Source organism: Streptomyces sp. NPDC040610 (assembly GCF_055594065.1).
In genome coordinates, this window is sequence record NZ_JBVIXA010000014.1 from 16327 (window position 1) to 30820 (window position 14494).

At 71.7% G+C, this 14494-nt stretch carries 16 protein-coding genes; 7 read left to right on the forward strand and 9 right to left on the reverse strand.

Going from position 1 to position 14494, the window contains the following annotated elements:
* Nucleotides 1-444 precede the first annotated feature (444 nt).
* The gene (serB, locus tag ACZ6AA_RS33845; RefSeq protein ID WP_468460325.1) at nt 445-1701 is read left to right on the forward strand and encodes a phosphoserine phosphatase SerB; all 1257 of its coding nucleotides are present in this window, start codon (nt 445-447) and stop codon (nt 1699-1701) included.
* Nucleotides 1702-1846: 145 nt separating this feature from the next.
* On the opposite strand, the gene ACZ6AA_RS33850 is transcribed toward serB, so the two are convergent.
* From ACZ6AA_RS33850 to ACZ6AA_RS33865, 4 genes are all read right to left on the reverse strand, one after another.
* The gene (locus ACZ6AA_RS33850; protein WP_468460327.1) at nt 1847-2365 is read right to left on the reverse strand and encodes a SixA phosphatase family protein; all 519 of its coding nucleotides are present in this window, start codon (nt 2363-2365) and stop codon (nt 1847-1849) included.
* 184 nt (nt 2366-2549) lie between these two features.
* Nucleotides 2550-2771 carry a hypothetical protein gene (locus ACZ6AA_RS33855; protein WP_471462318.1) on the reverse strand — a complete coding sequence of 74 codons (222 nt, stop codon included), beginning with the start codon at nt 2769-2771 and terminating at the stop codon, nt 2550-2552.
* 189 nt (nt 2772-2960) lie between these two features.
* Complete coding sequence (locus tag ACZ6AA_RS33860; RefSeq protein ID WP_087883525.1) at nt 2961-3077, reverse strand: SGM_5486 family transporter-associated protein; 117 nt, start codon at nt 3075-3077, stop codon at nt 2961-2963.
* A 43-nt stretch (nt 3078-3120) separates the two neighbouring features.
* Nucleotides 3121-4524, reverse strand: a complete 1404-nt coding sequence (locus ACZ6AA_RS33865) for a CynX/NimT family MFS transporter (RefSeq protein ID WP_471462320.1) — start codon at nt 4522-4524, stop codon at nt 3121-3123.
* A 110-nt stretch (nt 4525-4634) separates the two neighbouring features.
* Here ACZ6AA_RS33865 and ACZ6AA_RS33870 point away from each other — a divergent pair, with 110 nt between their 5' ends.
* On the forward strand, nt 4635-5321 hold the full coding sequence (locus ACZ6AA_RS33870) for a FadR/GntR family transcriptional regulator (RefSeq protein WP_468460333.1): 687 nt from the start codon (nt 4635-4637) through the stop codon (nt 5319-5321).
* Nucleotides 5322-5349: 28 nt separating this feature from the next.
* On the opposite strand, the gene ACZ6AA_RS33875 is transcribed toward ACZ6AA_RS33870, so the two are convergent.
* The 3 genes from ACZ6AA_RS33875 to fabG form a co-directional block, all read right to left on the reverse strand.
* A complete protein-coding gene (locus ACZ6AA_RS33875) occupies nt 5350-5730 on the reverse strand; it encodes a hypothetical protein (RefSeq protein WP_468460335.1) in 381 nt (126 codons plus the stop codon).
* Nucleotides 5731-5866: 136 nt separating this feature from the next.
* Nucleotides 5867-6643: an enoyl-ACP reductase FabI gene (gene fabI / locus ACZ6AA_RS33880; protein WP_030361373.1), complete on the reverse strand. Its 777-nt coding sequence runs from the start codon at nt 6641-6643 to the stop codon at nt 5867-5869.
* A 5-nt stretch (nt 6644-6648) separates the two neighbouring features.
* Entirely contained in the window at nt 6649-7368 is a 720-nt protein-coding gene (fabG, locus tag ACZ6AA_RS33885; protein ID WP_468460338.1) for a 3-oxoacyl-[acyl-carrier-protein] reductase, read from the reverse strand.
* Between the two features lie 232 nt (nt 7369-7600).
* Between fabG and ACZ6AA_RS33890 the strand changes: the two genes are divergently transcribed.
* From ACZ6AA_RS33890 to tyrS, 3 genes are all read left to right on the forward strand, one after another.
* A complete protein-coding gene (locus ACZ6AA_RS33890; protein ID WP_471462323.1) occupies nt 7601-9124 on the forward strand; it encodes a TldD/PmbA family protein in 1524 nt (507 codons plus the stop codon).
* On the forward strand, nt 9121-10512 hold the full coding sequence (locus ACZ6AA_RS33895) for a metallopeptidase TldD-related protein (protein ID WP_468460342.1): 1392 nt from the start codon (nt 9121-9123) through the stop codon (nt 10510-10512). Before ACZ6AA_RS33890 ends, ACZ6AA_RS33895 begins: the two co-directional genes overlap by 4 nt.
* Nucleotides 10513-10610: 98 nt before the next feature.
* Nucleotides 10611-11876, forward strand: coding sequence for a tyrosine--tRNA ligase (tyrS, locus tag ACZ6AA_RS33900; RefSeq protein WP_468484072.1), 1266 nt, complete (start codon nt 10611-10613; stop codon nt 11874-11876).
* A 96-nt stretch (nt 11877-11972) separates the two neighbouring features.
* Here tyrS and ACZ6AA_RS33905 read toward each other — a convergent pair whose 3' ends face one another.
* Entirely contained in the window at nt 11973-12248 is a 276-nt protein-coding gene (locus ACZ6AA_RS33905) for a GlsB/YeaQ/YmgE family stress response membrane protein (RefSeq protein WP_468460346.1), read from the reverse strand.
* A 214-nt stretch (nt 12249-12462) separates the two neighbouring features.
* Between ACZ6AA_RS33905 and ACZ6AA_RS33910 the strand changes: the two genes are divergently transcribed.
* Both ACZ6AA_RS33910 and ACZ6AA_RS33915 read left to right on the forward strand, forming a co-directional pair.
* Entirely contained in the window at nt 12463-12852 is a 390-nt protein-coding gene (locus ACZ6AA_RS33910; protein ID WP_468460347.1) for a DUF3099 domain-containing protein, read from the forward strand.
* Nucleotides 12853-13030: 178 nt separating this feature from the next.
* On the forward strand, nt 13031-13255 hold the full coding sequence (locus ACZ6AA_RS33915; RefSeq protein ID WP_468460349.1) for a hypothetical protein: 225 nt from the start codon (nt 13031-13033) through the stop codon (nt 13253-13255).
* Nucleotides 13256-13274: 19 nt separating this feature from the next.
* Here the strand turns inward: ACZ6AA_RS33915 and moaA are convergent, their stop codons facing one another.
* Complete coding sequence (moaA, locus tag ACZ6AA_RS33920) at nt 13275-14297, reverse strand: GTP 3',8-cyclase MoaA (RefSeq protein WP_468484073.1); 1023 nt, start codon at nt 14295-14297, stop codon at nt 13275-13277.
* Nucleotides 14298-14494 lie beyond the last annotated feature (197 nt).

Genomic DNA, 14494 nt, shown 5'->3' on the forward strand with positions numbered 1-14494 from the left:
CCGCGGAGTGAGGGTCGTCGTCGCGTGCCGCAGGGCGAAGGCTGCCGCCAGGCACCGCGAGGAGAAGGCCGACGCGCAGGACGAGGCCAGCTTGGAGCGCCGCGAAGCGAGGCCCGACGCCGCACGCCGCAGAACGCGGACCGGCCTGGACCGCCGCGAAGCGAGGCCCGACACCGCATGCCATGAGGCGAGGGCCGACGTCGGGCTCCGCAGAACGAGGCCCGACGTCGCACGCCGCACGCCCGCTCCGCCGTGAAGCGGCGGGCTCGAAAGCCCTCACCACCCCCCCTCCCCCCGCCCCACCCCTCCCCGCCCACAGATGAACAAGCGACAGCCCACCCAAGACCCCCAGGTAAAGGGACCCCCGGCCTCCGGGGTGTCGCCGTCCGAGGACCGGACAGGCCCGTCACCAGGCCGACCCGGCCAGCTACCGTGGGGATCACCATGAGTGCCTCGACGCCCCCGCCGGCCTCCGGCGATTCCACCGCAGCAGGTCCCGGCGCCCCCGCCGACCTCCCCACCCTTCTGGTCAAGATCTTCGGCAAGGACCGCCCAGGCATCACCGCCGGACTCTTCGACACCCTCGCCGCGTACTCCGTAGACGTCGTCGACATCGAGCAGGTCGTGACCCGTGGCCGGATAGTGCTGTGCGCCCTGGTCACCGCCCCGCCGCCCGGCATGGAGGGCGACCTGCGGGCCACCGTCCACAGCTGGGCGGAGTCCGTGAAGCTCCAGGCCGAGATCATCTCGGGCCACGGCGACAACCGCCCGCGCGGCCTCGGCCGCTCCCTGGTGACGGTGCTCGGCCACCCCCTCACCGCGGAGTCGACGGCCGCGATCGCCGCCTGCATCACAGGGACGGGCGGCAACATCGACCGTGTCTTCCGCCTCGCCAAGTACCCGGTCACCGCAGTGGAGTTCGCCGTCTCCGGCACGGAGACCGAGCCGCTGCGCACCGCCCTCGCGACACAGGCGCACGCCCTCGGCGTGGACATCGCGGTCGTGGCGGCGGGCCTGCACCGCCGTGCCCAGCGCCTGGTCGTGATGGACGTCGACTCGACCCTCATCCAGGACGAGGTGATCGAGCTCTTCGCCGCGCACGCGGGCTGCGAGGAGGAGGTCGCCGCCGTGACCACGGCGGCCATGCGCGGCGAGCTGGACTTCGAGGAGTCGCTGCACGCCCGGGTCGCCCTGCTCAAGGACCTGGACGTGTCCGCCGTGGACAAGGTCAGGACCGAGGTCCGCCTGACCCCCGGCGCCCGTACGCTCATCCGCACCCTCAAGCGCCTCGGCTATCAGGTCGGCGTCGTCTCCGGCGGCTTCACCCAGGTCACCGACGACCTGAAGGAGCGCCTCGGCCTGGACTTCGCCCACGCCAACACCCTGGAGATCGTCGACGGCAGGCTCACCGGCAAGGTGACCGGCGAGATCGTCGACCGCGCGGGCAAGGCCCGGCTGTTGCGCCGCTTCGCCGCCGAGGCGGGCGTGCCGCTGGAGCAGACCGTGGCGATCGGCGACGGCGCCAACGACCTGGACATGCTCAACGCCGCCGGCCTGGGCGTCGCCTTCAACGCCAAGCCGCTGGTCCGCGAGGCCGCCCACACCGCGGTGAACGTCCCCTTCCTCGACACCGTCCTGTATCTCCTGGGCATCACCCGCGAAGAGGTCGAGGCCGCGGACATGCACCTGGACCAGGACTGAGCGAACCCGGCGCACCCGGCACGTCGGGGCGCCCGCGCGTCAGGGCTCCGCGCGCCGCGCACCTCCACGTCTGAGCCGACGGGCCCGGCGTCCCTCGACGCCGGGCCCTTCTCGTGGGTCGGAACAGGTCGGTGTGAGGGTGCCGCTACTCGGACGGCGCCCAGTAGTCCACCAGGGTCGCCGTCCCCGGCTCAAGGCCCTTCCACGATCCGGTGTACGTCAGGACGGCGAACGCCGACGTCGGGAAGCCTCGGCGGTTCATCCGCACCTGGGCGTCGCCCTCGGCCTCGCCGCTGAGGACGTCGGCGAGGCCGTGGACGCCGGGGTTGTGGCCGATCAGGATCAGGTCCCGGACGTCGTCCGGGGTTTCGTTGAGCACGGCGATCAGCTCGCCGGGGGACGCCTCGTAGACCCGATCCTCGTACACCGTCCGGGGCCGCTGCGAGAGCTCCTGGACGGCGAGCTTCCAGGTCTCGCGGGTCCTGGCGGCGGTCGAGCAGAGGGCGAGGTCGAAGGCGATGCCGCTCTCGGCCAGTCTGCGCCCGGCCACGGGGGCGTCCCTGCGGCCGCGGTCGGCGAGCGGGCGCTCGTGGTCGGACACCTGGGGCCAGTCGGCCTTCGCATGCCGGAAGAGGACAATCCTGCGGGGTTCTGCGACGCTCATGCGTCCCAGCTTCGCATGAAACACGCCGTCGGGCGCAGGGAGTTGACGGGCTCCGTCAGCACGGGTGACAGGGCTTTCACCAGGTGACCCACGAGGTCAGGGGCGGTGCCGGGGCCGCTCCCCGCGGCCGGGGCGCAATCGCTCACGATCTTCGAAGCGGGCCCGGAGGGGATCGTGGAAGGCGTCACGCCGCGATGCTCAGCATCTCCCGCAGGCGCTCCAGGATGTCCGTGACCGCGGGTTCGCTGCTCGCCGCGTGGGCGTCCGCCGGGTTCAGTATCAGCAGGAGCAGCGCCGCGAAGGCGATCGCGGGCAGGGCGATGGCCCACCAGGGCAGCTGGATCTCGATGCCGACCTGCTTCGCCTGGTCCGCCGGGTCGCGTCGGGTGTGCGAACGGGCCGACATGCCGCCTCCATGGTCTTCGAGTGCTCCGTGCCGCGTCTTCGCGGCCACATCTCGAAGGTACGGAGTCCGGCGCCCTCAACCCATCCGGTGATCCACCCAGTTAACCCTGACACTGGCCCCCTAGGGGATGGTGGTGCTAGCCCCACCATCCGGCGACGCGGGGGCCCCGCGCCGCCTGCTGAGGGATCGTCAGGGGGAGGCCACCGTCGCGACGATTCCGATGATCACGGTGATGGCCAGCATCGCGCCGAGCACGAGGAGCAGCTTCTTCTGGCCGTTCTGGGGGTTCGGGTCGAGCACTGGCATGGGGCAAGTCTCGCACCTCGCGGGCGGACCGCGCCCTCCGGGGTCAGGCTCCCGCCCGCGCGGCGGCCGTCCGCTGTGCCACCTCGTCCTCGATGGTGCGGTCGCGGCCCGCGAGGACGCCGACGACGATCTGCGGCACCATCAGGCCCGCCATGAGCGCGATCGGCAGGCCCCAGCCGCCGCTGTGCTGGTAGAGGACGCCGACGAGCAGCGGTCCGGGGATCGAGATCAGATAGCCGGTGCTCTGCGCGAAGGCGGACAGCTTGGCCACGCCCGCGCTGCTTTTGGCCCGCATGCCGACCATGGTGAGGGCCAGCGGGAAGGCGCAGTTGGAGATGCCGCACAGCAGCGCCCAGGCCCAGGCGCCGCCCGCCGGGGCGAAGTACAGGCCCGCGTATCCGGCGAGCCCGCAGGTGCCGAGGGCGACCACCACGGGACCCTGGTGGGACAGCCGCGTCGCCACGCGCGGGATGACGAAGGCGAGGGGCACGCCCATGGCCATCGTGACGGCGAGCAGCACACCGGCCTCACCGGCGGGCACCCCCGCGTCCCGGAAGATCTGCGGCAGCCAGCCCATCGTGATGTACGCGGCGGTGGCCTGGAGGCCGAAGAAGCAGGCCAGCGCCCAGGCGGTGCGGCTGTGGGTGATGCGCAGTTCCTCGTCCTGCCGCCGCACGGCCGCGGGCACCCGCTCGGATCCGGCGGCGTCGGTGCCGCGCTCACGCACCAGCGGGATCCAGGGCACGACGGCGACGACGGCGACCGCGGCCCAGATGGCGAGGCCCGCGCGCCAGCTGCCGCCGAGCGCGTCGGTCACCGGCACGGTGACGGCGGCGGCGAGCGAGGTGCCGAGCGCGAGAGCCATGGAGTACAGGCCGGTCATCGAGCCGACGCGGTCCGGGAACCAGCGCTTGACGATCACCGGCATCAGCACGTTGCTGACGGCGATACCCATCAGTGCGAGCGCGCTCGCGGCCAGGAAGCCGACGGTGCCGCCCAGGAAGGGACGTATCAGCAGGCCCGTGGCGATGGCCACCATGCCGCCGCACACCACCGCGCCCGCGCCGAAGCGCCGGGCGAAGCGGGGCGCGAGGCTGCCGAAGGCCGCGAAGCACAGCGGCGGCACGGAGGTGAGGAGACCGGCGAGGGTGCCGCTCATGCCGAGCCCGTCGCGGACCTCTTCGAGGAGGGCGCCGAGGCTGGTGATGGCGGGCCGCAGGTTGAGGGCCGCGAGGACGATGCCGACGATGACGAGACGCGTCGTCCACGCGCGCGTGGACGACGGTTTCCCGGCGGCCGCCGCGGTCCGCGCGGGTCCGGACCCGCCGGTGGTGTCGGTGGTGCCGGTGCCGCCCGTGCGTCCGGTGGGCGCCTCCGGTGCCGCCGTCGCCGTACCCGTCGCTGGACTCGTCGCCTTCGCTTCCTCACTCGCCATGAGAGCCATCATAGAATCATGGGATGATTGGCTGTCCAATCCGTTTCACGATGCAAGCACCGCCGGGCACCCGCCCGGCCACCGCACGGCCCTCCGTCCGACCGCTCGCCCGAAGGAACGCCATGCCCCTGACCACGCCTCGCCGCTCGGCGCTCTCCGAGCAGGTCATCTCCGAGCTGCGCAACCAGATCTCGTCCGGCGAGTGGCCGGTGGGCTCCCGCATCCCCACCGAGCCCGAGCTGGTCGAGCAGCTGGGTGTGGCCAGGAACACGGTGCGCGAGGCGGTCCGCGCCCTCGCCCACAACGGTCTGCTCGACATCCGCCAAGGCTCGGGCACCTATGTGGTCGCGACCAGCGAGCTGGCGGGCGTGATGCAGCGCAGGTTCGCCGACGCCAGCCCCCGGCACATCGCGGAGCTGCGGGCCACGCTGGAGTCGAGCGCGGCGAAGCTGGCCGCCGAGCGGCGCACCGAGCGGGATCTGCGGCAGTTGGACACGCTGCTCGCGCGCCGCGAGGAGGCCTGGGCGTCGGGTGACGCCGAGGCGTTCGTGACGGCCGACTCGACGCTGCACCTGGCGGTGGTGGCCGCGTCGCACAACGACGTCATGACGGCCATGTACGCGGACCTGGGCGAGGTGCTGCGGGACTGGCTGCGCGAGGACATCGGCCGGGAGCTGACCCCGGAGGCGTACATGGACCACGGGCGGCTCGTCGAGGCGATCCGCGCGGGGGACGCGGAGGCCGCCGCGGCGGAGGCGGCCAGCTATCCCTACCTGTGCCGCCCGGAGCGCTTCGCGGCCGACGCCTGAGGTCCGCCCGCCCCGCCGCTCCCCGGTCTCACCGCTGGTGGCTGACCCACACCGAGCGGATCTCCTTCCAGCACCGCCCGGTGAGCCGCACCGTCCCCGCCGGTCCGGCGGCGACCGGGGCGCTGTCGCTGTCGACGTCCCACCACCGGTCGCACTCGATGTGCAGCCGGACCCGGTCGGTCTCGGGGTAGGGGTTGTGGCAGTACGCGACGGCCGTCGACCCCTGGACGCTGCTGCGGCACTCCGCGCCGAACGGCCGGTCCGCGCGGGCCGGTCGAGCGGCCCCGCCCCGGTCACCGCTGTCGGCCGCGCGGGTCACCGCTCCCCCGGCCCCGTGGGACGCGGCGTCGTAGGGCAGGGCGACCAGCAGGGCGAGGGCGGCGAGCACCGCACCAGGTGACCAGCGCACACCTCAGGGTGCGCGGTCCGGGCCCGCCCCCGCCCGGTCAGGCGGCCGAACGGGCGACGCCCCGCCTCCCGCGCGCTGCGGGGGACGGGGCGTCGGCCACGTACAAGGGCACGTACGAGAACGTACGAGGTCCTGCTCAGGCACCCATCATGTGGACGCCGCCGTCGACGTGCACGACCTCGCCCGTCGTCTTCGGGAAGAAGTCCGACAGGAGGCCGACGACGCCGCGACCCGCGGGCTCCGGGTCGGTGAGGTCCCAGCCGATGGGGGCGCGGTGGTTCCAGACGTCCGCGAGCTCCTCGAAGCCCGGGATGGACTTGGCGGCCATGGACTTGATCGGGCCGGCCGAGACCATGTTGACGCGGACGTTGCGGCCGCCGAGGTCACGCGCCAGGTAGCGCCCGGTGGACTCCAGGGCGGCCTTGGCGACGCCCATCCAGTCGTACTTCGGCCAGGCGATGGAGCCGTCGAAGGTGATGCCGACGACCGAGCCGCCGCCGCGCTTCTCCATCAGCGGGAGCAGCGCCATGGTGAGCGACTTCAGGGAGTACGCCGAGACCTGGAGGGCCGTCGAGACGTCCGCCCAGTCCGCCTCCAGGAAGTTGAAGGCGCCCTGCGGGCCGAAGGCGATCGAGTGGACGACGCCGTCGATGCCCTCGTCGTCGCCGAAGTACTCGTTGACCTTGGCGGCAAGCGAGTCCAGGTGCTCCTGGTCGGTCACGTCCATCTCGATGACCGTGGTGGGCTTGGGCAGCCGCTTGGCGATGCGCTCCACGAGCGTGACCCGGCCGAAGCCGGTGAGGACGACCTCGGCGCCCTGCTCCTGGGCGACCTTGGCCGCGTGGAAGGCGATGGAGCCCTCCGTGAGGACGCCCGTGACGAGGATGCGCTTGCCGTCGAGAATTCCGCTCATGGTGATCAGTGACCCATGCCCAATCCGCCGTCAACCGGGATGACGGCTCCAGTGATGTACGAGGCGTCGTCCGACGCGAGGAACTTCACCGTCGCGGCGATCTCCTCGGGCTTGGCGTAACGGCCGAGCGGCACCTGCGACACGATGTTCGCGCGCTGCTCGTCCGTCAGCACCTGGGTCATGTCCGTGTCGACAAAACCGGGCGCGACGACGTTGAAGGTGAGGTTGCGCGACCCGAGCTCCCGGGCGAGGGAACGCGCGAAGCCGACCAGGCCCGCCTTGGAGGCGGCGTAGTTCGCCTGCCCGGGCCCGCCGTAGAGACCCACCACCGAGGAGATGAGGACGACGCGGCCCTTCCTGGCGCGCAGCATGCCGCGGTTGGCCCGCTTCACGACGCGGAAGGTGCCGGTGAGGTTGGTGTCGAGGACGGACGTGAAGTCCTCCTCGGACATGCGCATCAGGAGCTGGTCCTTGGTGATGCCCGCGTTGGCGACCAGGACCTCGACGGCTCCGTGCTTCTCCTCGATCTCCTTGTAGGCCTGCTCCACCGTCTCGGCGTCGGTGATGTCGCACTTGACGGCGAGGACGCCGGCCGCGGTGAGGTCCTTGGGCGGCTCACCCGAGCGGTAGGTGATCGCGACCTTGTCGCCGGCGTCGGCGAACGCGCGGGCGATGGCGAGGCCGATGCCCCGGTTTCCTCCAGTGACGAGAACCGAGCGGCTCAACGGATCACCCTTTCCTTGGCTGTGTGGTCTTCCGAAAACCTATCGGTACCGTGCGCGATACGGAGAATCGGCGACCGACAGTGGCGCAGATGAGTCGCTGTTGGATCCCTACAGAAAAGTGTGGCCACCGTCCGGTTCGCACGCCATGATCGGACGTGGCCGGTGCCGGGGGGCGGCCGTGACCGTGCCGGGGCGAGCAGGCCCACCACAGGCGACAGCAGGGAGACATTCCGTGCCTCATTCCATCGATGAAGCCTTCACGGCGTTGCCGTTGCGGGCACTCGCCGACGCGGCGCTCGCCCGCGCGCGTGCGCTGGGCGCCGAGCACGCGGACTTCCGCCTGGAGCGGGTGCGCAGCGCGGCCTGGCGGCTGCGGGACGCCAAGCCGGCCGGGTCGTCCGACACCACGGATCTGGGATACGCGGTGCGGGTGGTGCACGACGGGGCGTGGGGGTTCGCCTCGGGCGTCGATCTGACGATGGACACGGCGGCCCGGGTCGCCTCGCAGGCCGTCGCGATGGCGAAGCTCTCGGCGCAGGTCATCAAGGCGGCGGGGTCGGACGAGCGCGTCGAGCTGGCCGGCGAGCCGGTGCACGCGGACCGGACCTGGGTGTCCGCGTACGAGATCGACCCCTTCTCCGTGCCGGACGCCGAGAAGACGGGGCTGCTCGCGGAGTGGAGCGCGCGGCTGCTCGGGGCCGCCGGGGTCGCGCACGTGGACGCCTCGCTGCTCACCGTGCACGAGAACAAGTTCTACGCGGACACGGCGGGCACGGTGACCACCCAGCAGCGGGTGCGTCTGCATCCGCAACTGACCGCCGTCGCCGTCGACGAGTCCACCGGCGAGTTCGACTCGATGCGCACCATCGCGCCGCCGGTCGGCCGCGGCTGGGAGTACCTCACCGGGAACACCTGGGACTGGGCGGGGGAACTCGACCGGATCCCGGAGCAATTGGCGGAGAAGATGCGGGCCCCGAGCGTCGAGGCGGGCCGCTACGACCTCGTCGTCGACCCCTCGAACCTGTGGCTGACGATCCACGAGTCCATCGGCCACGCCACGGAGCTGGACCGCGCGCTCGGCTACGAGGCGGCGTACGCGGGCACCTCGTTCGCGACCTTCGACCAGCTCGGCAAGCTCGCGTACGGCTCGTCCCTGATGAACGTCACGGGCGACCGCACGGCCGAGCACGGGCTCGCGACCATCGGGTACGACGACGAGGGCGTGGCCGCGCAGTCCTGGGACCTGGTCAAGGACGGCACCCTCGTCGGCTACCAGCTGGACCGGCGGATCGCGAAGCTCACCGGCTTCGAGCGGTCCAACGGCTGCGCGTACGCCGACTCCCCCGGGCACGTCCCGGTGCAGCGCATGGCGAACGTCTCGCTGCAGCCGGACCCCGGCGGGCTCTCCACGGAGGACCTGATCAGCGGCGTCGACCGGGGCATCTACGTGGTCGGAGACCGCTCCTGGTCCATCGACATGCAGCGCTACAACTTCCAGTTCACCGGACAGCGCTTCTACAAGATCGAGAACGGGCGGCTCACCGGGCAGCTGCGCGATGTCGCCTACCAGGCGACGACCACCGACTTCTGGGGCTCGATGACGGCGATCGGCGGCCCGCAGACGTACGTCCTCGGCGGCGCCTTCAACTGCGGCAAGGCCCAGCCGGGCCAGGTCGCGGCCGTGTCGCACGGCTGCCCCTCCGCCCTCTTCTCGGGCGTCAACATCCTCAACACCACGCAGGAGGCCGGTCGATGAGCCGCACCGCCAAGCCGCACGAGATCGTCGAGCGCGCCCTGGAGCTGTCCACCGCCGACGGCTGCGTGGTGATCGCCGACGAGGAGTCGACGGCGAACCTGCGCTGGGCGGGCAACGCGCTCACCACCAACGGCGTCACCCGCGGCCGCACCCTCACCGTCATCGCCACGGTCGACGGCAAGGAGGGCACCGCCTCCGGTGTCGTCTCGCGGTCCGCGGTGACCGCCGCCGACCTGGAGCCGCTGGTGCGGGCCGCCGAGGCCGCGGCGCGCGCGGGTGGGCCCGCGGAGGACGCGCAGCCGCTGGTGGCCGACGCCCCGGCCTCGCCGGACTTCACGGACGCGCCCGCCGAGACGTCCTCGGCGGTCTTCGTGGACTTCGCGCCCGCGCTCGGCGAGGCGTTCGCCCGCGCCCGGGCGGGCGGCCGGGAGCTGTACGGCTTCGCCAACCACGAGCTGACCTCCACCTATCTGGGTACGTCGACGGGGCTGCGGCTGCGCCACGACCAGCCGAGCGGCACCCTGGAGCTGAACGCGAAGTCCCCGGACCGCACCCGCTCGGCGTGGGCGGGCCGGGCCACCCGGGACTTCAAGGACGTCGACCCCGGCGCCCTGGACGAGGAGCTTGCGCGGCGCCTGGCCTGGGCTCAGCGGCGGGTGGAGCTGCCCGCCGGGCGGTACGAGACGCTGCTTCCGCCGACCGCCGTCGCGGACCTGCTGATCTACCAGCTGTGGTCGTCGGCGGGGCGGGACGCCGCGGAGGGCCGCACGGTGTTCTCCAAGCCGGGCGGCGGCACCCGGGTCGGCGAGCGGATCTCGGAGCTGCCGCTGACGCTGCGCAGCGACCCGAACGAGCCGGGTCTGGAGTCGGCGCCGTTCGTCCTCGCGCACGCCTCCGGCGACGACGCGTCGGTGTTCGACAACGGACTGCCGCTGCGGCCCACCGAGTGGCTGCGCGGGGGCGAGCTGGCGCAGCTCACGACGACCCGGCACAGCGCCGCGCTGACGGGCCTGCCGGTGGCCCCGGTGATCGACAACCTCGTCCTCGACGGTGGCTCGGACCGCTCCCTCGACGACATGGTCGCGGCCACCGGGCGCGGCCTGCTCCTGACCTGCCTGTGGTACATCCGCGAGGTGGACCCGGCGACGCTGCTGCTCACCGGCCTGACCAGGGACGGCGTGTATCTGGTGGAGAACGGCGAGGTGGTCGGCGAGGTGAACAACTTCCGCTTCAACGAGTCGCCGGTGGGCCTGCTGTCGCGGGCCAGCGAGGCGGGCCGTACGGAGAAGACGCTGCCGCGCGAGTGGGGCGACTGGTTCACCCGGGCCGCGATGCCCGCGCTGCGGGTCCCCGATTTCAATATGAGCTCTGTCAGCCAGGGCGTATAACCTCGGAGACTGCACCCGAGGTACGCCGGGGTGCACGCACCTCGGACACCGCACCTCGAGGTGCGCGGTTCCAGCACACCCAAGGAGACACGAGACCCGTGACGGACATCGTCGACGAGCTGAAGTGGCGGGGGCTGTTCTCGCAGTCCACCGACGAAGAAGCCCTGCGCAAGGCGCTCGCGGACGGTCCCGTCACGTTCTATTGCGGCTTCGACCCGACGGCGGCCAGCCTGCACGTCGGGCATCTCGTGCAGGTCCTGACCGTGCGCCGCCTGCAGCAGGCGGGCCACCGCCCGCTCGCCCTGGTGGGCGGCGCCACGGGTCAGATCGGCGACCCGCGGCCGACCGCGGAGCGCACCCTGAACGACCCGGAGACGGTCGCGAACTGGGTGTCGCGGCTGCGCTCGCAGATCGAGCCGTTCCTGTCCTTCGAGGGCGAGAACGCCGCGGTCATGGTCAACAACCTGGACTGGACCGCGGGGATGTCCGCGATCGAGTTCCTGCGGGACATCGGCAAGCACTTCCGCGTGAACAAGATGCTCACCAAGGACTCGGTCGCCCGCCGCCTGGAGTCCCAGGAGGGCATCAGCTACACGGAGTTCAGCTACCAGCTGCTGCAGGGCATGGACTTCCTGGAGCTGTACCGCCGCCACGGCTGCACCCTCCAGCAGGGCGGCAGCGACCAGTGGGGCAACCTCACGGCGGGCATCGACCTGATCCACCGCCTGGAGCCGGACGCGACCGTGCACGCGCTCGCGACGCCCCTGATGACCAAGGCGGACGGCACCAAGTTCGGCAAGACCGAGGGCGGCGCCGTCTGGCTCGACCCGGAGATGACGACGCCGTACGCGTTCTACCAGTTCTGGCTGAACGTGGACGACCGGGACATCTCGAAGTACCTGCGCATTCTCAGCTTCAAGTCCCGCGAGGAGCTGGAGGAGCTGGAGCAGCAGACCGAGGAGCGTCCGCAGGCGCGCGCGGCGCAGCGCGCGCTCGCCGAGGAGCTGACCACGCTGGTGCACGGCGCCGACCAGTGCGCGGCCGTGATCGCCGCGTCGAAGGCGCTGTTCGGCCAGGGCGACCTTGTCGACCTCGACGAGGCGACGCTCGCGGCGGCGCTGTCGGAGCTTCCGCACATCCAGGTCGGCGAGCTGGGCCCGGTCGTGGACCTGTTCGCGGAGGTCGGCCTGGTGGCGAGCAAGTCGGCCGCGCGCCGCACGGTCAAGGAGGGCGGGGCGTACGTGAACAACGCGAAGGTCGCCGCCGAGGACGCCGTGGCGGACCGCGCGGATCTGCTGCACGGGCGCTGGCTGGTGCTGCGGCGCGGCAAGAAGAACCTGGCGGCGGTCGAGGTCACGGCCTGACCGCCCGGGTCGGGGCCGCGGTCACGGCCTGACCGCCCGGCACAGCAAGGGAGAGGGGCCGGTCCGCACGGACCGGCCCCTCTCTGCTCCCCGCCACTAGGTCGTCTGTTTACCGCCCTTGATCATCTTGTACGCGGCGTCGCCCAGGCCCACCACCACGAGCGCGGCGACCAACTGGAGCGCGTGCCGTCCCCAGTCGATGCCCTTGGTCTCGTCGATACCGAACCCGGCGGCCATCCAGTTGCCGAGTACGGCGCCGATGATGCCGAAGATGGTCGTCAGCCAGAGCGGACTGTGCTGCTTGCCCGGCAGGATCGCCTTGGCGATCAGGCCCAGCACGAATCCCACGATGATCGCCCACAACCAGCCCATAGCTGCCTCCTCAGACGGCTCGACATGAGCATTACGCTCAGTGTCGGTCCATCCGCCATACGGCGCATGTCGGGCACCTCCATACGTGGCGCGACGCAGCCCCCACCAGGAGCCGAGCCGCCCCCCGGTCTACGCGTCGGCGCAGGTGCGGCGTAACGTGGTGGAGCGTCCAGGCCGGGGAGAGCCTGGCATGACGGGCAGGCGGTGGAACGTGATGCGGAAGCAGAGCAGCGCCCAGGTCTTCCGGATCACAGGGGCCCGCCAGGGCCTCGCGGACGACATCCGGGGCCGGCAGCGACGGTATGTGATCTCGATGTCGGTCCGTACTGTTTCAGTCATTGCCGCCGCGGCGCTCTGGAACGTCGAGCGCCATGTCGCTCTGGTCGCGCTGGTACTCGGAGTGCTCCTTCCGTACGTCGCCGTGGTGATCGCCAACGCCGGCCGCGAGAACACTCCGTCGCTGCCGTCAACCTTCGTACCGGCACCGTCTCGGCCGATGCTGCCCCCGACGGCGACCCGTGAACGGGCCGCGGAACCCGTCCCGGAAGATGTGACCCGGGTCACGAACGAGGACGCGAAGGCGCGGTCGGGCGAACAGAGTTGACCGTCGACCTTACGCCAAGCTCAAGAAAACCTCAGATCAATCATGTAGTTCCAGTGCCAGGCGGCCGGTTCCCCGTGACATACTTCGTACGCGCTCCGCATCCCCCGTCGGAGCGACAGACCGACGCCGGGCAGCTCCCCCCGTGGCTGCTCGGCGTCGCCTTGTTTGGGATGAGTACGTGAGCGACGAAACACCGATCTGTTCCGCCAAGGGCTGCCGCGTCGCCGCGGTCTGGGTGCTCGCCTGGAACAACCCGAAGATCCATACTCCGGAGCGTCGCAAGACCTGGCTCGCGTGCGACGAACACCGCGAGCACCTGTCCCAATTCCTGGGCGTACGAGGCTTCTTGAAGGACGTCGTCCCGCTCGCCGAGTGGGAGCAGCCGGAGGGCTCCACCGGCTGACCGACCCGTCGGAGAGGCCCTAGCCGCCGATCGCGGACATCGGGCGGTCGGGCTGGAGGAACGACGGGTCGTCGAGGCCGGAGCCCGCCTTCTTGCCCCACATCGCGAGCCGCCAGATGCGGGCGATCTCCTCGTCCGCGCCGTCGTCGACGCCGTCGCCGTCCGTGCCCTCGGGTGCCGCCCGCAGCGCAGCGCGCAGGTCGGTCTCCTCGCTGGCGAACAGGCAGGTGCGCACTTGGCCGTCGGCCGTGAGCCGGGTGCGGTCGCAGGCGGAGCAGAACGGACGCGTGACGGAGGCGATCACTCCGACGCGGTGCGGGCCGCCGTCGACGACCCAGCGCTCGGCCGGGGCGGAGCCGCGCTTCGCGGAGCCCTCCTCGGTGAGGGTGAAGCGGGTGCGCAGCGAGGTCAGGATGTCACCGGCCGTGATCATGCCGTCGCGCTTCCAGCCGTGCTGGGCGTCCAGGGGCATCTGCTCGATGAAGCGCAGTTCGTAGTCGTTCTCCACGGCCCAGGCGAGCAGGTCGGGGGCCTCGTCGTCGTTCAGGCCCGGCATCAGGACCGTGTTGACCTTGACCGGGGTCAGGCCCGCGTCGCGGGCGGCTTCGAGGCCGTCGAGGACGTCGCGGTGGCGGTCGCGGCGGGTGAGGGTCTTGAAGACGTCCGGGCGCAGGGTGTCCAGGGAGACGTTGACCCGGTCGAGGCCCGCTTCCTTCAGGGCCTTGGCGGTGCGCTTGAGGCCGATGCCGTTCGTCGTCAGGGACATCCTGGGGCGCGGCTCCAGGGCGGCGCAGCGCTCGACGATGCCGACGAGGCCGGGGCGCAGCAGCGGCTCGCCGCCGGTGAAGCGGACTTCTTCGATGCCGAGGCGCGTGACGGCTATGCGGACGAGGCGGACGATCTCGTCGTCCGTGAGCAGGTCCGGCTTGGCCAGCCACTGCAGGCCCTCTTCCGGCATGCAGTACGTGCACCGCAGGTTGCAGCGGTCGGTCAGCGAAACCCGCAGATCGGTGGCCACTCGGCCATACGTGTCGATGAGCACGTGGGCCCCCTCTCCGGTCCGGATCGGCATGGCGGCGTTGCTACGCCCTTTGACCACGAGCCTACGTGACGGTGCCGACATCGAAGAGGGGCATGATCCAACAGGAGCGGGGGGGGGGGGGGGGGGGGGGGGGGGGGGGGGGGGGGGGGGGGGGGGGGGGGGGAGGGGGGGGGGAGAGGGAGGGGAGGGGGGGGAGG

Bases quoted from the DNA above. Each gene is read 5' to 3' on its own strand.
- ACZ6AA_RS33870 (WP_468460333.1), top strand. From the start codon at position 4,635: ATGCCCCTGACCACGCCTCGCCGCTCGGCGCTCTCCGAGCAGGTCATC.
- fabI (WP_030361373.1), bottom strand. From the start codon at position 6,643: ATGAGCGGAATTCTCGACGGCAAGCGCATCCTCGTCACGGGCGTCCTC.
- ACZ6AA_RS33865 (WP_471462320.1), bottom strand. From the start codon at position 4,524: ATGATGGCTCTCATGGCGAGTGAGGAAGCGAAGGCGACGAGTCCAGCG.
- ACZ6AA_RS33895 (WP_468460342.1), top strand. From the start codon at position 9,121: ATGAGCCGCACCGCCAAGCCGCACGAGATCGTCGAGCGCGCCCTGGAG.
- ACZ6AA_RS33910 (WP_468460347.1), top strand. From the start codon at position 12,463: ATGCGGAAGCAGAGCAGCGCCCAGGTCTTCCGGATCACAGGGGCCCGC.
- ACZ6AA_RS33860 (WP_087883525.1), bottom strand. From the start codon at position 3,077: ATGCCAGTGCTCGACCCGAACCCCCAGAACGGCCAGAAGAAGCTGCTC.
- ACZ6AA_RS33855 (WP_471462318.1), bottom strand. From the start codon at position 2,771: ATGTCGGCCCGTTCGCACACCCGACGCGACCCGGCGGACCAGGCGAAG.
- ACZ6AA_RS33905 (WP_468460346.1), bottom strand. From the start codon at position 12,248: ATGGGCTGGTTGTGGGCGATCATCGTGGGATTCGTGCTGGGCCTGATC.
- serB (WP_468460325.1), top strand. From the start codon at position 445: ATGAGTGCCTCGACGCCCCCGCCGGCCTCCGGCGATTCCACCGCAGCA.
- ACZ6AA_RS33850 (WP_468460327.1), bottom strand. From the start codon at position 2,365: ATGAGCGTCGCAGAACCCCGCAGGATTGTCCTCTTCCGGCATGCGAAG.